This window comes from Catellatospora sp. NPDC049111, assembly GCF_040648615.1.
In the GTDB taxonomy this organism is placed as follows: Bacteria; Actinomycetota; Actinomycetes; order Mycobacteriales; family Micromonosporaceae; genus Catellatospora; species Catellatospora aurea.
Genome location: NZ_JBEZEB010000002.1, coordinates 366058 through 388319 on the forward strand (window position 1 = coordinate 366058; position 22262 = coordinate 388319).

At 72.0% G+C, this 22262-nt stretch carries 20 protein-coding genes and 1 riboswitch; of the genes, 16 read left to right on the top strand and 4 right to left on the bottom strand.

The window, feature by feature from the left end; genetic code table 11:
- Nucleotides 1–144: 144 nt before the first annotated feature.
- From AB0B66_RS04220 to AB0B66_RS04240, 5 genes are all read left to right on the top strand, one after another.
- Nucleotides 145–453 (top strand): hypothetical protein, encoded by a 309-nt coding sequence (locus tag AB0B66_RS04220; RefSeq protein WP_360522610.1) that lies wholly within the window; start codon nt 145–147, stop codon nt 451–453.
- Nucleotides 447–731, top strand: coding sequence for a hypothetical protein (locus AB0B66_RS04225; protein WP_360522613.1), 285 nt, complete (start codon nt 447–449; stop codon nt 729–731). Before AB0B66_RS04220 ends, AB0B66_RS04225 begins: the two co-directional genes overlap by 7 nt.
- Nucleotides 732–863: 132 nt before the next feature.
- Nucleotides 864–2243, top strand: a complete 1380-nt coding sequence (locus tag AB0B66_RS04230; protein ID WP_360522616.1) for an FAD-binding oxidoreductase — start codon at nt 864–866, stop codon at nt 2241–2243.
- A 194-nt stretch (nt 2244–2437) separates the two neighbouring features.
- Complete coding sequence (locus AB0B66_RS04235) at nt 2438–4699, top strand: ATP-dependent RecD-like DNA helicase (RefSeq protein WP_360522958.1); 2262 nt, start codon at nt 2438–2440, stop codon at nt 4697–4699.
- A 242-nt stretch (nt 4700–4941) separates the two neighbouring features.
- Nucleotides 4942–5943: an NAD-dependent epimerase/dehydratase family protein gene (locus AB0B66_RS04240; RefSeq protein WP_360522619.1), complete on the top strand. Its 1002-nt coding sequence runs from the start codon at nt 4942–4944 to the stop codon at nt 5941–5943.
- Nucleotides 5944–6075: 132 nt separating this feature from the next.
- Here AB0B66_RS04240 and AB0B66_RS04245 read toward each other — a convergent pair whose 3' ends face one another.
- Nucleotides 6076–6597 (bottom strand): nucleoside deaminase, encoded by a 522-nt coding sequence (locus AB0B66_RS04245; RefSeq protein WP_360522622.1) that lies wholly within the window; start codon nt 6595–6597, stop codon nt 6076–6078.
- Between the two features lie 210 nt (nt 6598–6807).
- On the opposite strand from AB0B66_RS04245, the gene AB0B66_RS04250 reads away from it, so the two are divergent.
- The 8 genes from AB0B66_RS04250 (at nt 6808) to AB0B66_RS04285 (ending at nt 15348) form a co-directional block, all read left to right on the top strand.
- The gene (locus AB0B66_RS04250; protein WP_203694184.1) at nt 6808–8091 is read left to right on the top strand and encodes a citrate synthase; all 1284 of its coding nucleotides are present in this window, start codon (nt 6808–6810) and stop codon (nt 8089–8091) included.
- Nucleotides 8092–8306: 215 nt separating this feature from the next.
- Nucleotides 8307–8903 carry a sulfite oxidase-like oxidoreductase gene (locus AB0B66_RS04255; protein ID WP_360522961.1) on the top strand — a complete coding sequence of 199 codons (597 nt, stop codon included), beginning with the start codon at nt 8307–8309 and terminating at the stop codon, nt 8901–8903.
- Entirely contained in the window at nt 8873–9637 is a 765-nt protein-coding gene (locus AB0B66_RS04260; protein WP_360522626.1) for a ferredoxin reductase, read from the top strand. The genes AB0B66_RS04255 and AB0B66_RS04260 overlap by 31 nt, the downstream gene beginning before the upstream one ends.
- An 11-nt stretch (nt 9638–9648) precedes the next feature.
- Nucleotides 9649–9927, top strand: coding sequence for a DUF6510 family protein (locus tag AB0B66_RS04265; protein WP_360522629.1), 279 nt, complete (start codon nt 9649–9651; stop codon nt 9925–9927).
- Nucleotides 9928–9964: 37 nt separating this feature from the next.
- Complete coding sequence (locus AB0B66_RS04270; protein WP_360522632.1) at nt 9965–10357, top strand: PPOX class F420-dependent oxidoreductase; 393 nt, start codon at nt 9965–9967, stop codon at nt 10355–10357.
- 235 nt (nt 10358–10592) lie between these two features.
- Nucleotides 10593–12254, top strand: a complete 1662-nt coding sequence (locus tag AB0B66_RS04275; protein WP_360522635.1) for a DUF4331 domain-containing protein — start codon at nt 10593–10595, stop codon at nt 12252–12254.
- An 83-nt stretch (nt 12255–12337) separates the two neighbouring features.
- Entirely contained in the window at nt 12338–13702 is a 1365-nt protein-coding gene (locus AB0B66_RS04280; RefSeq protein WP_360522638.1) for a hypothetical protein, read from the top strand.
- A complete protein-coding gene (locus AB0B66_RS04285) occupies nt 13702–15348 on the top strand; it encodes a hypothetical protein (protein ID WP_360522641.1) in 1647 nt (548 codons plus the stop codon). The genes AB0B66_RS04280 and AB0B66_RS04285 overlap by 1 nt, the downstream gene beginning before the upstream one ends.
- Nucleotides 15349–15581: 233 nt before the next feature.
- Here the strand turns inward: AB0B66_RS04285 and AB0B66_RS04290 are convergent, their stop codons facing one another.
- Genes AB0B66_RS04290 through AB0B66_RS04300 form a run of 3 tightly spaced genes read right to left on the bottom strand, consistent with a single transcriptional unit; the run spans nt 15582 to nt 17011 of the window.
- Nucleotides 15582–16142, bottom strand: coding sequence for a DUF222 domain-containing protein (locus AB0B66_RS04290; RefSeq protein ID WP_360522644.1), 561 nt, complete (start codon nt 16140–16142; stop codon nt 15582–15584).
- A gap of 20 nt (nt 16143–16162) precedes the next feature.
- On the bottom strand, nt 16163–16630 hold the full coding sequence (locus AB0B66_RS04295) for an NUDIX domain-containing protein (protein WP_360522647.1): 468 nt from the start codon (nt 16628–16630) through the stop codon (nt 16163–16165).
- 9 nt (nt 16631–16639) lie between these two features.
- Complete coding sequence (locus AB0B66_RS04300; protein WP_360522650.1) at nt 16640–17011, bottom strand: DUF2784 domain-containing protein; 372 nt, start codon at nt 17009–17011, stop codon at nt 16640–16642.
- Between the two features lies 1 nt (nt 17012).
- Nucleotides 17013–17202, top strand: a riboswitch (cobalamin riboswitch).
- A 38-nt stretch (nt 17203–17240) separates the two neighbouring features.
- On the opposite strand from AB0B66_RS04300, the gene cobN reads away from it, so the two are divergent.
- From cobN to AB0B66_RS04315, 3 genes are all read left to right on the top strand, one after another.
- Complete coding sequence (cobN, locus tag AB0B66_RS04305; protein WP_360522653.1) at nt 17241–20891, top strand: cobaltochelatase subunit CobN; 3651 nt, start codon at nt 17241–17243, stop codon at nt 20889–20891.
- Nucleotides 20892–20987: 96 nt separating this feature from the next.
- Nucleotides 20988–21839, top strand: coding sequence for a DUF6585 family protein (locus AB0B66_RS04310; RefSeq protein WP_360522656.1), 852 nt, complete (start codon nt 20988–20990; stop codon nt 21837–21839).
- 65 nt (nt 21840–21904) lie between these two features.
- Nucleotides 21905–22261, top strand: coding sequence for a hypothetical protein (locus tag AB0B66_RS04315; protein WP_360522659.1), 357 nt, complete (start codon nt 21905–21907; stop codon nt 22259–22261).
- The last annotated feature ends 1 nt before the right edge of the window (nt 22262 follow it).

Consider the following 22262-nt stretch of genomic DNA (forward strand, 5'->3'; position numbering starts at 1 on the left):
CTGAGCCTAATGAGCGCGACGTGCCTCATGACCGCGAAAGTCCGGATCCGCACAAAGGAAAGTTTCAGTTTCTGCCCGAATCTTGTGTAGAAACTTCACCGTTGATAGCTTTGCCTCGATCTCCATCGAGTGAGGAAAGTGGATATGCGAATCTCCACGGGAGTCATCGCGTCCCTGGTGGCCGTGGGTTTGCTCGCCACCGCGAGCCCGGCCCAGGCCGTCGTCGTGCCCCGCCACGCGATCAACGTCTGCCAGAGCGCCAGCTTCTACGACAACTACGACTCGGCCTCCGGCCCGCACGGCCTCAAGCGCGTGCTGGAGTACGGCAACAAGATCGGCCACACCCCCGGCGCGCACCCGGTCTACAACGGCTGGGCGGCGACCTTCGACTTCGGGCCCAACGACTGGGGCTACATGCGGATCGAGTGCATCGGAGGGTACGACTCGTGGTGACCGGAACCCTGCGCGCGGCCGCCGCGGCCGTGACAGCTCTTGCCGTGCTCGCCGTGCCGGCCGCCGCCCAGGCGGCCAACGGGACCGTCGGCGTGCGGGAGACCGTCTGCGCCGAATCGCTGTTCGTGCGCACCGAGCCGCTCGGCGCCTGGATGGGCACCCTCTACGCCGGTCAGACCTTCCTGGTCAAGGGTCCCCGGCAGGGCGGCTACATCTACGGGTTCGCCTACGGACATGTCAACCGCAACGGCTGGGTGCAGGACGGCTGGTTCTGCTGACCTGCAGTCGACGTCGGGCGGCAGGACGTCGGGCGGCAGGACGAGAACTCCCTTTTCACGGTGGCTCGTCCCGAGCCTCACTAGGCTGGACTGCGGACCCTGGTGCGCCGTCTACCTGCGTGGGGAGTTCTCATGACCGTCCTCGGTGCGACGGCGGTGGCCGATCTGCGGTCGGGCTTCGCCGGGTCGGTGATCGGGCCGGACGACGCGGCGTACGCCGACGCGCGGACCCTGTTCAACTCGATGATCGCCAAACGGCCGGGCGTGATCGCCCAGTGCGCCACCGGCGCGGACGTGTCCCGGGCCATCGAGTTCGGGCGCGAGCAGGGCCTGGAGATCGCGGTGCGGGGCGGCGGCCACGGCGTGGCGGGCACCGCGTCGACCGAGGGCGGCCTCGTCATCGACCTGCGCCGGATGAACCTGGCGACGGTCGATCCGCGGCGCCGGGTCGTCCGCGTCGGCGGCGGCGCGACCATGAGCCACCTCGACCGCGCCACCCAGCCCTTCGACCTGGCCACCACCGGCGGCCGGGTCTCCACGACCGGGGTCGGCGGCTTCACCCTCGGCGGCGGCTCCGGCTGGCTGGAGCGCAAGTTCGGCCTGGCCTGCGACAACCTGGTCGCCGCCGAGCTGGTCACCGCCGACGGCAACACCGTCGTGGCCAGCGAGGAGAGCCACCCGGACCTGTTCTGGGCGCTGCACGGCGGCGGCGGCAACTTCGGCGTCGTCACCTCGCTGACGCTGCGCCTGTATCCGCTGCCCACGGCTTCGGTGGCGCTGCTGCTGTGGCCGCCCGAGGCGGGACCGGACGTGACCCGGGCCTACCGCGACTTCATGGAGAACGCGCCCGAGGAGGTCGGCGGCGGCATCATCTACCTGACCGGGCCGGCCGAGCCGTTCACGCCCGCGCACCTGGTGGGCAGGCTGGCCTGCGCCATGCTCGTCACGTACGCCGGTGACCTGGCGCGGGCGCGCCGGGTGATCGGCCCGCTGCTGCGGCTGGGCCACCAGGGCGAGCTGATCGCCGAGGTGCCCTACGCCGAGCTGCAGTGCATGTTCGACGACCCGCCCGGCTACCGCAACTACTGGTCGGCCGAGCACCTCGACACCCTGCCCGACAAGGCGATCGACCTGTTCTGCGCGCGCGCCGAGGACATGGTCGCGCCGTCCCCGTCGCAGCACGTGCTCTTCCCGTACGGCGGCGCGGTCGCCGCGGGCCCGACCGCCTACCCGGTCCCGTGGCGGCGCGCCCCCTGGGTAGTCCACCCGCTGGGCCTGTGGACCGACGCCGCCGACGACGACCGGGCCATCCGCTGGGCCCGCGACCTGCGCGCCGACGTCAAACCCTGGTCCACCGGCGCGGTCTACAGCAACTTCATCGGCCAGGAGGGCCAGGAGCGCGTGGTCGCCTCCTACGGTCTCGACAACTACCGCCGCCTCTCCCGCATCAAAGCCGTCTACGACCCCGACAACACCTTCCACCTGAACCCCAACATCCGCCCCGAACGCTGAACCAAACGCCCCTCCCCATCGCCATCAGCCGAAGGAAGGGCACCTTCCCATCGCTATTGGTAGTGGAAGGGCACCTTCTTAACGCCTCACCCACTCTGAGCAGCGCGGATGCGCGGAGCCGGCCTGCCGGCCGCGATCGGCCGGGGCGCGGCCGCCGTTTCGACGCACCGCTGCGGCACCATGTCGGAGTGACCGTGTCGACTTCGCCCCCGGCCGCCGCGCCGAGCCGGCCGCCGGGCACCGTGCTCGAAGCGGTGCTGGAGCGGATCACCTACGCCAACGAGGAGACCGGCTACACCATCGCCCGGGTGGCGACCGAGAAGTCCGGCAACGACCTGCTCACCGTCGTCGGTGCGCTGCTGGGCGCGCAGCCGGGGGAGAGCCTGCGGCTGACCGGCCGGTGGACCTCGCACCCGCGCTACGGCCGCCAGTTCGAGGTGTGGAACTACACCACGGTGCTGCCCGCGACCATCGTCGGCATCGAGCGCTACCTCGGCTCCGGCCTGGTCAAAGGCATCGGCCCGCGGCTGGCCGAGCGCATCGTGGCGCACTTCGGCGTGGACACGCTGCGGGTCATCGAGTCCGAGCCGCAGCGCCTGATCGAGGTGCCGAAACTGGGCCCGAAGCGCACCAAGCTGATCGCCGCGGCCTGGCTGGAGCAGCAGGCGATCAAGGAAGTCATGATCTTCCTGCAGGGTGTGGGCGTGTCCACCTCGCTCGCCGTGCGCATCTACAAGCAGTACGGCGACGGCTCCATCACGGTGGTCCGCGAGGAGCCGTACCGGCTGGCCGCCGACGTGTGGGGGATCGGCTTCCGCACCGCCGACACCATCGCCCGCGCGGTCGGCATCGCGTACGACAGCCCGCAGCGCGTCAAGGCCGGCCTGCAGCACACCCTGAGCGAGGCTGCCGACAACGGCCACTGCTTCCTGCCCGCCCCGAACCTCACCACCGCCGCCGCGAAGATCCTCGCCGTCACGGACAAGGACGGGGCCGACCTGGGCGTGCCCGCCGACCTCATCACGACCTGCCTGCGCGAGCTGATCGACGAGGAGGGAGTGGTCCGCGAGGACGTGCCCGGCACCGACGGCCTGGTGCCCGCGATCTACCTGGTGCCGTTCCACCGCGCCGAGCGCGGCCTGGCCGGCAGCCTGCTGACCCTACTCAACACCTCGCGGGACCGGCTGGCCGTGTTCGACGGCGTCGACTGGACCAAGGCCCTGGCCTGGCTCAAGACCCGTACCGGCCACGAACTCGCCCCCGAGCAGGAGCAGGCGGTGCGGCTCGCGCTCACCGAGCGGGTCGCGGTGCTCACCGGCGGTCCGGGCTGCGGCAAGAGCTTCACCGTACGGTCGATCGTCGAGCTGGCCCGCGCCAAGCGCGCCAAGATCGTGCTGGCCGCGCCGACCGGCCGGGCCGCGAAACGCCTCGCCGAGCTGACCGGCCACGAGGCGACCACCGTGCACCGGCTGCTGAAACTCCAGCCCGGCGGCGATCCCAGCTACGACCGGGACAACCCGCTCGACGCGGACCTCGTCGTCGTCGACGAGGCCTCGATGCTCGACCTGATCCTCGCCAACAAACTGGTCAAGGCTGTCGCGCCCGGGGCGCACCTGCTGCTGGTCGGCGACGTCGACCAGCTCCCCTCGGTCGGGGCGGGCGAGGTGCTGCGGGACCTGCTCAACGCCGACGTCGTGCCCCGCGTACGGCTGACCCAGATCTTCCGCCAGGCGCAGCAGTCGGGCGTCGTGGTCAACGCGCACCGTGTCAACGCCGGGGAGTTTCCACAGCTCAAGGGCTTCCCTGATTTCTTCTTCTTCGAGTGCGACGACACCGAGGCGACCGCGCCCCTGGTCGTCGACCTGGTGTCGCAGCGCATCCCGAAGAAGTTCGGCCTCGACGCGCGCCGCGACATCCAGGTGCTCACCCCGATGCACCGCGGCCCGGCCGGCGCGGGCAACCTCAACCAGCTGCTCCAGCAGGCGCTGACCCCCGCGGTCGAGGGCCGGCCCGAGCGCCGCTACGGCGGGCGGGTCTACCGGGTCGGTGACAAGGTCACCCAGATCCGCAACAACTACGACAAGGGCACGGCCGGGGTGTTCAACGGCACCGTCGGCGTGGTCACCGGCATGGCCCCCGACGACCACAAGCTGATCGTGCGCACCGACGAGGACGAGGACGTCGAGTACGGCTTCGACGAGCTCGACGAGCTGGTCCACGCGTACGCCATCAGCATCCACCGCTCGCAGGGCTCGGAGTATCCGGCGGTGGTCGTGCCGTTGACCACCAGCGCCTGGATGATGCTGCAGCGCAACCTGCTCTACACCGCGATCACCCGGGCGAAGAGGCTGGTCGTGCTCGCCGGGTCCACCCGCGCCCTCGCGGTCGCCGTGCGCACCCTCGGCGCGGGCCGCCGCCACACCGCCCTCGACCACCGCCTCATCCCACCCTCCTGACCCCGCGGCGCCCCGCATGATCATCGGACTTGCCTGGCACCTGTGCGTATCTTGAGCTCGCTTTCGCCCAGGTGCCAGGCAAGTCGGACGGTCTTTCCCGCGCCCGCGCACCCGGTCGGCACCTGCCCGTGGCCGCCGCCGGTCGTGCACGGCGACGCGACGCCGCTACGGCTGGGCGGCTCGGGTACGCCGATGGCGAACGGGTGTGCGAATAGCGTGCCGGGTCGGCGATGCTGGGGCCCATGCGACTGCTCGTATTCGGCGGCAACGTCTTCCTCGGGCGCGCGGTGGCCGCCCACGCGCTGGCCTCGGGCCACGATGTCACCTGCGTCACCCGGGGCGTGTCCGGAGCGATCCCGGCCGGGGCCACCCTGGTGACCGCCGACCGTGATGTGCCCGGCGGTCTGGCCGGCCTCGACGGCGACTTCGACGCCGTGATCGACGTCGCACGGCGGCCCAGCCACGTCCGTCACGCGGTCGCCGACCTGGGCGCGCGCATCCCGCACTGGGTGTACGTGTCCAGCTGCTCCGTCTACGCCGACCAGGGCACCCCCGGCCAGCGCGCCGCCGAGGCCCCGCTCCTGGAGGCGCTGCCCCTGGAGACCGACGACGCGACCGGGGAGAACTACGGCCCGGCCAAGGTCGCCTGCGAGCAGGCGCTGCTCGACGCCGTCGGGCCGGAGCGCGCGATGCTGTGCCGGGCCGGGCTCATCGTCGGCCCCGAGGACCCGACGGGCCGCTTCGACTACTGGGTGTCCCGGCTGGCCGAGGGCGGCGAGGTGCTGGCCCCGGGCACACCCGGCGACGCCGTCCAGTGGATCGACGTACGCGACCTGGCCGCCTGGCTGGTGCAGGCCGCCGAGCAGCGACTGGCCGGCGTGTACGACGGCATCGGCGCGCCGGTCGGCCGGGCGGACATGCTCGCCGGCATCGCCGAAGGCGTCGGCACCGCATCGCAGCTGACCTGGGTCGACCAGGAGTTCCTCACGGAGCAGGGCGTCGAGACTTGGGCGGGCGAGCGTTCGCTGCCGATGTGGCTGCCCCTGCCGGAGTGGGCCGGCTTCCTGTCCCGCGACGTCAGCGATGCGCTCGCGGCAGGCCTGTCGCCGCGCCCGGTCGCCGACACCGCGCGCGACACCCTCGCCTGGCTCGCCACCGGCCCCACCCGCAAACCCTGGGCCGGCATCACCCGCGACGACGAGTCCGCCCTCCTCACCACCTGGAAAGCCACCCACCCCGCCTGACCGCCCCGCCCCCGCCCCGCTCCTGCAGTTTCGGGGAAAGTGCAGGTATCAGCTCGTCGATAGCTGCACTTTCCCCGAAACTGCAACCGCGATCCGGCGCGACCGGGCGTGAGCGGCTCGGCCCGGGGTCAGTCAGGGGCGCGCTTGCTGTTGGCGCTGGGGTTTGGTGCGCTGCCAGGCTTCAAAGGGGTCCTGGGCCTGGGCGATGGAGATCTTGCCGACGGGCACGGTCCACTTGTGCTGCGGGTCCTCGAACAGGTCGTACAGCTCGACCTGCGGGAATCCGGCCGCGGCGGCCTCGTGGCGGTCGACGGCGTACACGATGCGGCCGACGTCGGCCCACAGCGCCGCGGTCAGGCACATGGGGCAGGGCTCACAGGTGGAGACCAGCACCGCTCCGGGCAGGCGGAAGTGCAGGGCCTGGCGGCAGGCGGCACGGATGGCGACGATCTCGGAGTGCGCGGTGGGGTCCAGGTCGCGGATGACCCGGTTCACGCCCCGGCCGATGACCTCGCCGCTGCGCACGATGATCGACGCGAAGGGCCCGCCGCCGCCCGATTCCACGTTGGCGACAGCGAACTTCACCGCGAGGGCCAGCCATCTTTCGGCTTCCTCGCCCGACATGTCCACGCTGGCCAGGGGCTCCGTCGCCACGGGTCCAGCCTAAGACGCGAGGCCGCGCGGGGCAGTCGCTCTGGACACACAACCCCTGTTAATTCGGCAGAAAAGAGGGTAAGTCGCCTTAAAACAAGCCGGGGACCGTGATTCTCCCCTCAGCACGGGATGGGGCGGATGCCGCCGTCGAGTGCTTACCCTGAAACTTAACTTTTGGTAAGACAAGCTCCCGATAAAGCGAGGGAAGTCGTGGCGGATGTGAACCTGGAAACCCCGGGTGGACACCTCTCCCTGGAAGTGCAGCCGGCCGTCGAGGGCCCGTCCGGGCTCGACATCGGCAAGGTGCTGAAGGAAACCGGATACGTCACGTACGACCCGGGCTTCGTCAACACCGCCGCCTGCACCTCCGCGATCACGTACATCGACGGTGACGAGGGCATTCTTCGTTACCGCGGGTACCCGATCGAGCAGCTGGCCGAGCACTCCACCTTCCTGGAGGTCTCGTACCTGCTGATGTACGGCGAGCTGCCCACCGCAGTGCAGCTGTCGGAGTTCACCGAGCGGGTGCGCATGCACACGCTGCTGCACGAGGACATGAAGCGGTTCTTCGAGGGCTTCCCGCGTGACGCCCACCCGATGGCCGTGCTGTCGGCGGCGGTGAGCGCCCTGGGCACCTTCTACCAGGACAGCCAGGACCCGTTCGACAACGAGCAGGTCGAGATCTCGACCGTGCGCATGCTGGCCAAGCTGCCGACCATCGCGTCGTACGCGTACAAGAAGTCGATCGGCCAGCCGATGCTCTACCCGGACAACTCCCTCGGGTACGTGGAGAACTTCCTGCGCATGACCTTCGGCGTGCCGGCCACCGGCTACGAGGTCGACCCGGTCTTCGCCAAGGCGCTGGACCTGCTGCTCATCCTGCACGCCGACCACGAGCAGAACTGCTCCACGTCGACGGTGCGCCTGGTCGGCTCGGCCCAGGCCAGCCTGTTCGCCTCGGTGTCGTCCGGCGTGAACGCGCTGTCGGGCCCGCTGCACGGCGGCGCCAACGAGGCCGTGCTGTCGATGCTGGAGCGCATCCGCGCCGAGGGCGGCGACGTGCAGGCGTTCGTGAAGAAGGTCAAGGACCGCGAGGACGGCGTACGCCTGATGGGCTTCGGCCACCGGGTGTACAAGAACTACGACCCGCGCGCGGCGATCGTGAAGAACATGGCGCAGGACGTGCTCGGCCGCATGGCCAAGCCGGACCCGCTGCTGGACCTCGCGATGCAGCTCGAGGAGATCGCGCTGGCCGACGACTTCTTCGTGTCGCGCAAGCTCTACCCGAACGTGGACTTCTACACCGGCCTGATCTACAAGGCCATGGGCTTCCCCACGAAGATGTTCACGGTGCTGTTCGCGCTGGGCCGCCTGCCCGGCTGGATCGCCCAGTGGCGCGAGATGATGAGCGACCCGGCCACCAAGATCGGCCGCCCGCGCCAGGTGTACACCGGCGCCCCCGAGCGCGACTTCATCCCGGTCGCCAACCGCTGACCCGCACCACCCCGCTCCGCCCAAGGCGCGCCCGCACCCGCGGGCGCGCCTTTCGCATGCCCGTCCCGCCCCGGTGCCGCCGCCCGTCCCACTGGATGATCATGAAGTTGGGGGAGCGACACGCCGTCGAACACGTCCATAAGTTCATGATCAACGCGGTGAAAGGGGTTGGTGGGGCGGGGGCGGGATGGTAGTTGTGAGGGATGGGTGGGATTGTGTCGCCGGGGTTCCGGGGGCGGCGGGGGACTGAGGGCGGCGAGGTGCGGCTGCCGCCGGGGCAGTACCTGACCGAGGACTTCCCCGTGCTGACGGCGGGGCCGACGCTGCGGGTGCCGACGGACACGTGGGAGTTCGTGATCGTCACAGAGGCCGGGCAGAAGCACCGCTGGGACTGGAAGCAGCTGATGGCGCTGCCCAGCGAGCAGCCGACGGTCGATCTGCACTGCGTGACCAAGTGGTCGAAGCTGCAGACGCACTGGCAGGGCGTCAGCCTGGATGTGCTGCTGGAGGGCGTGGACACGGCGGCCGACTACGCGATGGTGCACTCGTACGGCGGCTACACCACGAACCTGCCGTACGAGGACCTGTTGCACGGGCAGGCCTGGATCGTCTACAAGTTCGACGGCGAGGACCTGACGCCGGAGCACGGCGGCCCGGCCCGGCTGCTGGTGCCGCATCTCTACCTGTGGAAGTCGGCGAAGTGGGTGCGCGGCATCACGCTGATGGACTCCGACGAACCGGGCTTCTGGGAGAGCGCCGGATACCACGACTACGGTGACCCATGGCGCGAGCAGCGGTACCAGGGGGACTGAGCCCGCGGCTGGTCTGGCGGGCGGCCAGGCTGGTCGAGTTCCGGGACGAGACGCCGAGTGCGCGCACCCTCGTGTTCGACGTGCCGGACTGGCCGGGGCACCTGCCCGGTCAGCACGTCGACGTGCGGCTGACCGCCGAGGACGGGTACAGCACCGAGCGCAGCTACTCCATCGCGACGCCCGCCGACGGCACCCGCGTGGCGCTGACCGTGCAGCTGGTCGAGGACGGGGAGGTGTCGCCGTACCTCACCCAGACCCTGTCGGTGGGCGACGTGATCGAGCTGCGCGGGCCGGTGGGCGGCTGGTTCGTGTGGCGGTCCGCGGACACCGCGCCGGTGCTGCTGATCGGCGGCGGCTCGGGCATCGTGCCGCTGATGGCGATGATCCGGGCCCGGCGGGCGGCGGGCAGCAAGGCCCTGTTCCGCCTGATCTACTCGGCGCGCACGCCGGAGGACCGGTACTACGCCGACGAGCTGCGCACCCGGGCGCGCGACGACTTCGGGCTGGACGTCAGCTACGTGTACACCCGCAAGACGCCCGAGAACTGGCCGCTGCCGCCGCGGCGGCTGGGCGTGGCCGACGTGAACAACGGCGGCTGGCCGCCGGACTTCGGGCCGTCCTGCTTCGTGTGCGGGCCGACCGGCTTCGTCGAGGCGGTCGCCGACATCCTGATCGCGCTGGGCCACGACGCCCGCCGGGTGAAGACCGAGCGCTTCGGCCCGAGCGGCACCTGACGGAGGCTGTGATGGAACTCTTCTCCGACGACTTCACCGACGGCAACGCCCTGGCCGGGCCGCTGCGCGAGATCTTCGCGACGGACATGACCCAGGCCATGGGGCGCTGCGTCAACTGCGGCGACGAGGGGCCGGTGGCAGGCCTGAAGGTCTACACCCACGCACCCGGCCTGGTCGCCCGCTGCCCGTCCTGCGAGGAGGTGGTGATGCGGCTGGTCCGCGGCCCGAGCAGCGCATGGCTCGACCTGCGCGGCACCATGTCCCTGCGCATCCCGATGCCCGCGGAGTGACCGGTCCGATCCTGCTTCGACGGGTAGATTGCGCGTTATGAGTATTTTGACCGCAGAGGACATCGCACTGCTCAACGAGCCCCAACTCGCCCACGTGGGCGTGGTCGACTTCGACGGCTCGCCGCACGTCACGCCGGTGTGGATCGACACCGACGGCGAGCACATCCTGTTCAACACCGCCAAGGGCCGGGTGAAGTACAACGCCATGGTCCGCGACCCGCGGGTCGGCATCTCCATCGTGGACAAGGCGAACGACTACCGCACGCTCTGGGTGAAGGGCGACGTCGAGTTCGTCGAGGAGGGCGCGGACGCGCACATCGACAAGCTCGCCTACAAGTACCTCGGCAAGGACAGCTACCCGTGGCGCAAGGCCGACGAGGTACGCGTGATCGTCAAGGTCACCCCGACCGTCCGGCTCGCCCAGGCCTGACCACTCATACGGCCTGCTCAGCGCCTATCGGGCGTTAGGAAGGGCACCTTCTGCAACGCGGAGCGTTGTGAAGGTGCCCTTCCTTTCATGAGGGGGTGGTTCGGTGCCGGAGGGGCGTTCGGATGGGTCGGTGACGGCAAGTGGACAGGCGCCCATCTATGCGGGTGGGCGGGTCCGAAGCTCCGGCAACAGACGCGGTCGGCGCGTCTGCCCCTCAGTACCGGAGGACCCGACCATGAGACTCACCCTGCGCCAGCCGGCCCGCCGCCGGACCGGGGCCGCGCTCGCCGTGGCGGCCTGCCTGGCCGTCTCCGGCGGGCTGTACGCGCTCGGGCCCGGCACGGCCGGCGCGTCCAGCCACCGCGAGGCGCCCCTCATCGCGCAAGACCCCGCCGTCGACGCGACCGACCTGTACGCCTTCGTCAGCCCGGACCGCCCCGGCTACGTCACGTTCGTGGCGAACTGGGTGCCGTTCCAGGAGCCGAACGGCGGCCCGAACTTCCACCCGTTCGCCACCGACGCGCAGTACCTGATCAATGTGGACAGCGACGGGGACGCGCGGCCCGACGCCCGCTTCCGGTGGACGTTCAAGAACGTCGACAAGCGCGGCAACTCCACCTTCCTGTTCAACAACGGGCCGGTGACCTCGCTCGACGACGAGAACCTGCTGTTCAAGCAGACGTACACGCTGGAGTCCTCGTTCAACGGCGAGGCCTTCCGCACCCGGGCCAGCAACGTCGCGGTCGCGCCCTCGCGGGTGGGCCCGGCGTCCATGCCGGACTACGGCGCGCTGCGCGAGCAGGCCACCGTCAAACTGCCCGGCGGCTGGCGCATCTTCGCCGGGCAGGCCGACGACCCGTTCTTCCTGGACCTGCGGGTGTTCGACCTGCTCTACGGCGGTGACCTCAGCGAGACCGGGCAGGACACGCTGGCCGGCTACAACGTCAACACCATCGCGCTGGAGGTGCCGTTCAAGGACGTCGCGCTGCGCGGCGACGGCGCGCGCAACCCCGTGATCGGCGTCTGGACCACCACCGAGCGGCCCCGGGTGCGCATCACCGGACGCACCGGCGACCCGCGCAGCGGGGACCGGGTGCAGGTCTCGCGGCTGGGCAACCCGCTGGTCAACGAGGTCGTCGTGCCCGCCGGGCTCAAGGACGCGTTCAACGCCTCCCGCCCCGACGGCGACGCGAAGATCCCACAGCTGGTCAAGCGGGTCACCGAACCCGAGGTGCCCAAGCTGATCGAGACGATCTACAACATCCCCGCACCGGCCACCCCGCGCAACGACCTGGTCGAGATCTTCCTGACCGGGATCACCACCAAGGCCGACGGCCCGATCAAGGCGGACCTCAACTCGCAGCTCAACAACGCCGACGTGAACCCGTCGAAGTTCCGCCCGTCGGAGATGCTGCGGCTGAACCTGTCCGTGCCGATCACCGCCGACCCGAACCGCCTCGGCGTCATCGGCGGCGACCTGCAGGGCTTCCCGAACGGGCGGCGGCTGGCCGACGACGTCGTCGACATCGAGTTGCAGGCCCTGGTCGGCGCGGCGCAGACCGGCCAGATCGTGGACGCGCTGGCCGCCGGGGACAAGGTCGACGCCAACGAGAACGCCTTCGGTGACACGTTCCCGTACGTGGCCCTGCCCAACGCGGTCGGGGTCAACACGGCCGGCACGGGCGGCGGCAACCCAGCCGCACCGGCCTCGGTCGACGCCTCCCCAGCGTCGGCGTCCTCCGGCGTCGAAGGGGGCATGTCCACCGGAGGCGCCATGGCGATGGTCGGCTCCTCCGTCGCCGGCGGCCTCGGCCTGCTCCTCTTCGCGGGCTGGTGGATGCGCCGCCGCAACCGCCCCGACACCCACGGCCCCGACCAGCCCGCCCACACCCACTGAGGAAAGGAAGGGCACCTTCTACAACGCTCCGCGTTGTAGAAGGTGCCCTTCCCATCGCTGATCTTGCGAAAGGGGAGGTAGACATGTGGCGAAGGATCATCGCGGTGGGTGTGGCCGCCGCGGCGCTGCTCGGGCTCGGGGGCGCGTTCGGCGCGGGGCCCGAGCCGTGGACCGCCGAGTCCGCGTACGCCCAGGGCGACCCGTTGGTCGAGTCGATCGAGCAGGCGCAGGCGCGGCTGCGGGACGTGCCCGGCGACTGGACCACCTGGGCGGCGCTGGGCAGCGCGTACGTCGAGCGAGCCCGGATCACCGGGGACCCCGGCTACTACACCCGGGCCGAGGGCGCGCTGCGCGAGTCGCTCCGCCTGCACCCCGGCCCGTCCGCCGCGGACCCGGCCGGCGAAGGGCCCGGAGCCGTGGACAGCCGCACGCCCGGCGGCATGGTCGCCGGGACCGTCGGCAACGACGCGGCGCTCGCCGGGCTCGGCGCGCTGGCGAATGCGCGGCACGACTTCGCGCTGGCCGAGCGGCTGGCGCGGCAGGCGATCACAGTGAATCCGTTCAGCGCCGACGCGTATGGGGTGCTGACCGACGCGCTGACCCAGCTCGGCCGGCCCGCGGAGGCGACCGAGGCGGCGCAGCGCATGCTCGACCTGCGGCCGGGCCTGCCCGCGTTGTCCCGGGCGGCGTACGACCTCGAACAGCACGGCCGGGTCGAAGAGGCCCGCGAGCTGTGGACCCAGGCGCTCGCCACCGCGATCGCGCCCGCCGACCTGGCCTTCGTCCACCACCAGCTCGGCGACCTGGCCTGGCACGACGGGGACCTGGTCGCGGCCCGCGCCGCGTACGAGGCCGGCCTGGCCGCCGACGCCGCTTACCTGCCGCTGCGCCACGGGCTCGCCCGCGTCGACGCGGCGAGCGGCCGCACCGCCGAGGCGCTGGCCGGGTACGCCGCGCTGACCGCGGCTTCGCCGACCCCGTCCCTGCTGGTCGAGCACGCGCTGCTGCTGCGCTCGCTCGGCCGCGCCGCCGACGCCGAGGCGCAACTGGCCCTGGCGCAGGCCGCCCTGGACCTGCTGACCGCCGGGGGAGGCGCGGACGACCTCGCCGCCGCCGAACTGGCCCTGGCCCGCGGCGACCACGCCGCAGCGGTGCGCCTGGCCACGGGCGAGTGGCAGCGGCGCAAGCACACCGACGTCGCCGACACCCTCGCCTGGGCACTGCACCAGGCCGGACGGCACCGCGAAGCGCTGCCCCTGGCCCGTGTCGCGGCGGCGCTCGGCGCGCGCAGCGCGCTCCACGCGTACCACCTGGGAATGATCGAACTCGCCCTCGGCGACCGCGCCGCCGCCCGCCGCGACCTCGCGCGGGCGCTGCGGCTCAACCCCCACTTCTCTCCGGTCGACGCGCCCGCCGCGGCGCGGGCCCTGGCCTCGGCAGGTGCCTGATGATCCGTAAGACGTTGCTGGTCGCGCTCGTCGGCGGCGCGCTCGCGCTGCTGCCCGCCCCCGCGTCCGCGCACCCGCTCGGTAACCTCTCCATCAACCAGCTCGTCGCGCTGACCCTGCGTCCCGACGCCGTCGACGCCACCGCGATCCTCGACATCGCCGAGCTGCCCACGCTGCAGCGGCGCGGCGCGGTCGACACCTCCGGCGACGGCGTCGCCGACGCGCCCGAGCTGCGTGCGCACGCCGCGGCCGCCTGCGACGCCTTCGCCCGGGAGCTGGCGGTACGCCTGGACGACCGCCCCCTGACCTGGACCGTCCGCTCGGCCGCGATGACCCTCGAACCGGGCTCCGCCCGCCTGGCCACCAGCCGGGTCACCTGCGCCCTGAGTGCCCCCGCCCGGCTCGACCGCCCCGCCGTGCTCGTCGTCCACAACGGGCACCTCGCCGACCGCGTCGGCTGGCGCGAGATCACCGCCACCGGCATCGGCGTCGGCCTGCCCGACTCACCCGTGCCTGCCCGCAGCACCACGAACGAGCTGCGCGACTACCCTGTGGACCTGCTCGGCTCCCCGCTCGACGTCCGCGACGCCCGCCTGCCCACCCGCCCCGCCGCAGTGCCACCCGGCGCACCGAACGGCCTCACCTCGGCGGTCGCGCCGGACCTGGGCGCGCCCGCCCGGCCCGACGACCCCGCGCCCCTGCGCTGGGCCGCCTGGGCGCAGCAGCAGGTCCTCGACACCGTCGGAGCGGACCGGCTCACCCCGCTCGTCGGGCTGCTCGCCGTGCTGCTCGCCCTGGTGCTCGGGGCAGGCCACGCGCTGCTTCCCGGCCACGGCAAGACCGTGATGGCGGTATACCTCGCCGGCCGCGCGGGCCGCCCCCGCGATGCGCTGACCGTCGGCGCGACCGTCACCGCCACCCACACCGGCGGCGTCATCGCCCTGGGTCTCCTGCTCACCGCCGTCTCCGGCCTGACCGGCCAGGCCGTGCTCGGCTGGCTGGGCCTGGCCAGCGGCACCATCGTCATCACCGTCGGCCTCGCCATGCTGCTGGCCACCCTGCGCCGCAGACCCGGCCACACCCACACCCACGACACGTCCGACCACGACCACGCCCACTCCCACGACAACCCAGACCACGACCATGCCCACTCCCACGGCACGTCCGACCACGGCCATGCTCACGGCCACGGCCACGGCCATGCTCACGGCCACGGCCACGGCCATGCTCACGAGCACGGCCACGGCCACGGGCACGGGCACGGGCATCGGCATGGTCTGTTCGGCCGGGTGCACTCTCACGACGGCTCCCATGCTGCCGAGGGCACGGGAGGCGGCCGATTCGGGCTCGGCGCGATCGGGGTGGCGGCGGGCCTGGTGCCCAGCCCGTCCGCGCTGGTGGTGTTGCTGGGCGCGATCGCGCTGGGCCGGACGGGCTTCGGCATCCTGCTCGTGCTCGCCTACGGGCTGGGCATGGCGGGCACGCTCACCGTCGCGGGCCTGCTGCTGCTCAAGGTCCGCGATCGCTGGTCGGCGCGATTCGAGCGGTTCCGGCGGCTCCGGCTGGCCGGGCCGTACGCCGCGAGCGCGATGGTGCTGCTCGTGGGCGTCGGCCTCGCCGCACGAGCCGCGACGCTGGTGGTCTGATCGCGGCACAGTGCCGCAGGCAAGGGAGATCGTTCCGGAGCGTCCGGTCGGCCTGCCGACGTGCCGTAGGGCGTGCGTCGACCAGCAGGATGCCGAGGGCGAGCTGCCGGCCTTGCCAACCGTGTGCCGGTCAAGCAGCAGGCGAAGCGGCGGCCGTCCACTTGCTCGGGCGGTTGCCGGTTCTCCGAGTGGAAGCCCGGCTCGGCCCGGTGTGATCGGTGCTCGGGCGCGACCTAAGGCCGCAGGTGGAAGGTGTTGCGGCGGGGAAGCCTGGCGGCGTCCACGTAGCTCGGCGGGATGAACTCGGGCCGCCGGTCATGGCCGAGCCGGACCTGCCAGTCGTCTTGGTGGACGACGCGATGATGGTGTCCGCACAGCAGCACGGCGTTGTCGAGGTCGGTGGGACCGCCGTCGGCCCAGTGCCGGATGTGGTGCCCCTGGCACCAGCGAGGTGGGCGGTCGCAGCCCGGGAAGGCGCAGCCCCGGTCACGGAGGACGAGCGCTCGGCGCAGGGCCCCGTTGATGAGTCGGCGGGTCCGGCCGAGGTCGAGGAGCTGCCCGTCGCCGCCTAGCACCGCGGGAATGACCTGGGCGTCGCAGGCTATGCGCCGGACGGTCTCGGGAGTAAGCGTCGCGCCGTTGTCGAGCAGCCCCGAGCCGGTGCGCTGAGCGAGGCCGTCGTAGTCGACGGTGAGCACGAGCTGAGGACGGTCGCCGCCGTTGTCGGGCAGTTCGCCCGAGGCGAGCACACGGCGGCAGACCTCGGTGAGGGGTTTAGAACCCGTGTACGACAAGAATCAGTGAAGTTGACCGATCAACGGATGGCTTCCGTGGCGAGCCGGAGGCTGCGGCGGAGCCACGGGGGCAGGTCCGGGTCGGCGTCGGCCTCGTCGAAGGTCAGGTGGACGATCGCGGCGACCTCGTCGGGCGAGGCAGGGAAGGGCTCGGCGTCGGCCGGGAGCGGGGCGGCGAAGACGACGTTGACGACCAGGTCGCCGTCGTCGGCGGTGAACAGGCTGCTCTCGACGTACGTCAGCGGTACGCCGCTCAGGTCGACGTTGATCTCCTCAGCGACCTCGCGCCGCGCGGTCTGCTCCAGGACGTCGGGGATCGCAGGCCCGGCCGGCAGGTCGACCTTGCCGCCCACGCCCGACAGCAGGCCCGCGGCGTGCGCCTCGTTCTCGCTGCGCTTGATGAGCAGCCAGCGCCCGTCGCGATGGAGGTGGACCTCGACGTTGACGACGAACGCGGGACGCCTGCCGGGCGTGAGCTGCTCGATCATCCAGGCACTCTATGGCACGTCGGCCGTGCCGGCGGGCCTGCGGCGCAGGGCGAAGCCGATCCAGGAGGTCAGTACGACCAGTCCGGCCAGCACCTGCAGCGGCACGGTGAACCGTTCGGGGTAGACCACCCCGGTCAGGTACGTGTCGATGAAGCCGCGGGACAGGCCCTGCTCACCGGCTTCGCGGCGGGCCCAGTCCTCGACGTAGGTCAGGGGGCAGTCGAGGCCGAGGACGACCGTGGCGAAACCCCAGCCGGCGGCGATCAGGTGCGGCCAGATCAGCCACGGCCGCCACCAGGCCAGGAATCCGCCTGCGACGACGTACGCGAGGAACGCGAAGTGCACCACCATGGTGAGCCCGGCGAGCCACTGATAGGCCATGCTCCATTATCTGCCGCTAGGATCGCTCTCGGCGGCAGGGAGGAACTCGGGGAAGAGCCGAGACGGTCCCGCCACTGTGACCGGGGAGCCCGTCCCCACCCCGTCGGAGAGATCCGAGGCCACCGCAAGGGAAGGCCCGGGGCCGGGCGTCGATCCGGGAGTCAGGAGACTCCGGCCGCCGCATCGACTCTGCTACCGGGGCGCGGACCCCGACAGGAGGTACGCGGCCATGACGGCTGTCCTGGGTTTGTTGCTGTCCACTGCGGACACCGAGCTGCTCGCCGCCCGGGCGTCGGGCGCGCCCTGGCGCATCGGCAACCCGGCCCGGCTCGACGCCGGTGACGTCCCTGAGCTGCTGCGGGGCGTCGGCTTCGTGGTGGTACGCCTGCTCGGCGGCCGCCGCACCTGGCCGGCGGGGCTCGACGCGGTGCTCGCCGGCGGGCTGCCGGTGGTGGTGCTGGGCGGGGAGGCGCTGCCCGACGCCGCGCTGCAGGCCGAGTCGACCGTGCCCGCCGGGGTGGCCGGGGAGGCGCTGGCGTACCTGGTCGAGGGCGGTGCGGACAACCTGCGCGAGCTGCACCGCTTCCTGTCGGACACGCTGCTGATGACCGGCGAGGGCTTCGACGCCCCGCGGGCCACGCCGGAGCACGGCGTGCGCCCCGGCCCGGCGCACGAGGCCGGCCGGCCGACCGTCGGGATCGTCTACTACCGGGCGCACGAGCTGGCCGGGAACACGGCGTTCGTGGACACCCTCGCCGGGGCGCTGCACGACGCCGGCGCGAACGCGCTGCCGGTGTACTGCGGCTCGCTGCGCGGGGTGTCGGACGGGCTGCGTGACCTGCTGCGGGGCTGCGACGCGCTGATCGTGACGGTGCTGGCGGCGGGCGGCACCACCCCGGCGGACGCGAGCGGCGGCGGGGACGACGAGGCCTGGTCGGTGGCGGCACTGTCCGAGCTGGACGTGCCGGTGCTGCAGGCGCTGTGCCTGACCTCGCCGCGGGCGGTGTGGCAGGACTCGGACGCGGCGCTGAGCCCGATGGACGCGGCGATGCAGGTGGCGATCCCGGAGTTCGACGGCCGCCTGATCACGGTGCCGTTCTCGTTCAAGGAGCCCGGCCCGGACGGCATCGGCGTTTACGCGGCCGACCCGGAGCGGGCGGCCCGGGTCGCGGGCATCGCGGTGCGCCAGGCCCGGCTGCGGCACGTGCCGAACGAGCGCAAGAAGCTCGCGATCGTGCTGTCCAGCTACCCGACCCGGCACTCGCGGGTCGGCAACGCGGTCGGCCTGGACACCCCGGCCAGCGCGGTGGTGCTGCTGCGGGCGCTGCGCGAGGCGGGGTACGACCTCGGTGAGGGCTTCCCGGAGGACGGGGACGCGCTGATCCACACGCTGATCGCGGCGGGTGGCCACGATGTGGAGTGGCTGACCGAGGAGCAGCTCGCGGCGGCCCCGGCCCGGGTGCCGCTGCGCGAGCACACCCGCTGGCTGCAGGCGCTGCCCGCGAGCCTGCGCGACGGCATCGTGGCGGCGTGGGGCGAGCCGCCGGGCGAGCTGTACGTGGACCGGGGCGAGATCGTGCTGGCGGCGCTGCGCTTCGGCAACGTGCTGCTGATGATCCAGCCGCCGCGCGGCTTCGGGGAGAACCCGGTCGCCATCTACCACGACCCGGACCTCGCGCCGAGCCACCACTACCTGGCCGCGTACCGCTGGCTGGACGAGGAGTTCGGCGCGGACGCGGTGGTGCACCTGGGCAAGCACGGCACCCTGGAGTGGCTGCCGGGCAAGGGGCTGGGCCTGTCCCGCGAGTGCGCGCCGGACGCGGTGCTCGGGGACATTCCGCTGGTGTACCCGTTCATCGTCAACGACCCGGGCGAGGGCACCCAGGCCAAGCGGCGGGGGCACGCGGTGATCGTGGACCACCTGGTGCCGCCGATGGCGCGTGCCGAGACGTACGGCGAGATGGCGAAGCTGGAGCAGCTGCTCGACGAGTACGCCACCGTGCAGGCCCTCGACCCGACGAAACTGCCCGCCGTGCGCGCCCAGATCTGGACCCTGATCCAGGCCGCCCAGCTCCACCACGACCTGCACCAGGCCGACATGCCGGGCGAGGACGACTTCGACGACTTCATCCTGCACGTCGACGGCTACCTGTGCGAGGTCAAGGACTCGCAGATCCGCGACGGCCTGCACATCCTTGGCGGCGCGCCGGAGGGCGAGGCGCGGATCAACCTGGTGCTCGCGGTGCTGCGCGCCGACCAGGTGTGGGGCGGCGTGCGCGGGGCGCTGCCGGGCCTGCGGGCGGCGCTGTGCCGCCGGTACGGGCTGGACGAGCGCGCCCTGCTGGCCGAGCCGGGAGCCGTGGCGGCCGTGCCCGCGGACCTGACCGACGTCGCCGACGGCCCGGCCCGCACCGGCGCGGACGCCGTCGACCTGATCGAGGGCGTGGCCCGGCGGCTGGTGATCGGCAACGATACGCTGGGCTGGGAGCCGTCGAAGGTCCCGGCGGTCGTCGCCGAGGTGCTGGGCGGTCCGGACGACGCCGTGGAGGCAGTGCTGCACTTCGCCGCGACCGAGGTGGTGCCGCGGCTGGACGCGACCGTGGACGAGGTGACCGCGGTGCTGAAGGCGCTCGACGGGCGTTATGTCGCGGCGGGGCCGTCCGGCTCGCCGACCCGCGGCCTGGTCAACGTGCTGCCGACCGGGCGCAACTTCTACTCCGTCGATCCGAAGGCGATCCCGTCGCGCAACGCGTGGGACGTCGGGGTGGCACTGGCGGACTCGCTGCTGGCCCGGCACCGGCAGGACACCGGTGAGTGGCCGCGCACGGTCGGGCTGACGGTGTGGGGCACGTCGGCGATGCGCACCCAGGGTGACGACATCGCCGAAGTGCTGGCCCTGCTGGGCTGCCGGCCGACCTGGGACGACGCGTCGCGGCGGGTGACCGGGTTCGCGGTGGTGCCGCTGTCCGAGCTGGGCCGGCCGCGGGTGGACGTGACGGTGCGCATCTCGGGCTTCTTCCGGGACGCGTTCCCGCACGCCGTCGCGCTGATCGACGACGCGGTGCGGGCGGTGGCCGACCTGGACGAGGCCGACGAGGACAACTTCGTGCGCGCGCACGCCCGCGCCGACGAGGCCGAGCACGGCGACCGGCGGCGGGCCACCACCCGCATCTTCGGCTCCAAGCCGGGGGCGTACGGGGCCGGCCTGCTCCCGCTCATCGACGCCCGGAACTGGCGCGACGACAAGGACCTGGCCGAGGTGTACGCGGTCTGGGGCGGCTACGCCTACGGCCGGGACCTGGACGGCCGGGCCGCCCGCGAGGACCTGGAACGGGTCTACCGCCGGGTCAGCGTCGCCGCGAAGAACGTCGACACCCGTGAGCACGACATCGTCGACTCCGACGACTACTTCCAGTACCACGGCGGCATGATCGCGATGGTGCGCTCGCTGACCGGGGCCTCGCCGACCGCGGTGATCGGCGACTCGCACCTGCCCGACAGTGTGAAGACGCGCACCCTGGGCGAGGAGACCAAGCGCGTCTTCCGGGCCCGGGTGGTCAACCCGCGCTGGATCGCCGCGATGCGCCGGCACGGCTACAAAGGCGCGTTCGAGCTGGCCGCGACCGTGGACTACCTGTTCGGCTACGACGCCACGGCCGGGGTCGTCGACGACTGGATGTACGAGAAGCTGGCGGCGGCGTACGTCTTCGACCCGGAGGTCCGCGAGTTCCTGGAGCGGTCCAACCCGTGGGCGCTGCGCGGCATCAGCGAGCGCCTCATCGAGGCCGCCGACCGCGGCCTGTGGGCCGAACCGGACCCGGCCACGCTGGACGCGCTCCGTCAGGCCTATCTGGACGCGGAGGGCAGCCTCGAAGGCTGACCGGGCAGCGGCGAGCCGTCGGGTGATCGGGTGATTCACGACGATCCGGTGGATCACTACCGTGGCTGCGACACTTCGCTGAACGGGAGATCCGACGTGACGACACCCGGCCTGACGGCGCACACCGACACCCCGGCCGCGGTGCCGGCCGACGTCGCCGCGGCGGCCGCCGCCCGCGACCTGGGCGCGCACCGGGAGAGCTACCCGGCCAAGACGGTCAAGGTGATCCTGTTCGCCCTCGGCACGCTCGCGGTCATCTTCGGGGCGCTGGCCGTCATCATGACCGTGGTGACGGCCGGCGCCGCGCCCGGCGAGAACCAGGTCGGCGCGACTCCCGCGATCATCATGTGGGCGATCGCGCTGCCGTCGATCGGCGGTTTCCTGTGGGCGCTGCTGCGCAGCCCGGCCGTGTCCCAGCAGGCGCGGCGGTTCCAGGTGCACGTGTTCGAGCGCGGCTTCGTGTGGGTGCGCCGCAAGGGCACCGAGGTGTACCGCTGGGACGACGTGCAGACGCTGCACGCGGCCATCACCGTCGTCAACAACACCGGCATCGTCACCACGACGTACGACTACCGCATCGTCTGCACCGACGGCCGCCGGACGCGGTTGCGCGAGGTCCACACGGACATGGCACGGTTCGGTCCGCTGCTGTCGGCCGAGGTCGCCAGGGCGCAGCTGCCGAAGGCGATGTCGTTCTTCGACGAGGGCAACCCGGTGGCCTTCGGTGACTTCACGATCACCGACGACGGTGTGCAGACCAGGCGCGGCAAGCTGCTGACCTGGTCGGAGATCGGCGGGGTGCGGCTGGACGCCGGCCACGTCAGCATCGCCGACCGGGCGGGCAAGCGGATCTCGCCGCAGACGCTGCTCGGCAAGATCCCCAACGGGTACACGTTCCTGCTGATGATGGACACCATCCTCGGCAAGCTGCGCGCCGCGCAGGTGTAGCACGCCGTCCGCGAGTAGTCCGACAGCCCGCGAGAAGTCCGACAGCCCGGAAGGGGCACAAGAACGTGGCAAAGCCCAAGACTGGTGTCGTCGTCGGCACGTCCGTGCTGGCCGTGATCGGCGTGGTCTTCTTCGTCGCCGCCGCGTTCAGCTCCGGTGGCGAGGTGAGCTGTGACGGCAAGGCGATGCGGCCGGGTGACGTGTGCCTTGAGGTCGCCAAGGACGGCCGTAAGACCTATCACACCTACGACGAGGTCAAGGCCGAGCAGGAGGCTCGCCGCCCGGTCCTGCTCGTCGTCCTGGGCGGGTTCGGCGGGTTGTTCGTGCTGGCCGCGGGCGGATTCCTGGTGGCGGGCTCGCGGGAGAACAAGAAGGATCAGGCGCAGATCGAGGCCGCGGCGGCGTGGATGCGGGCGGGCTGAC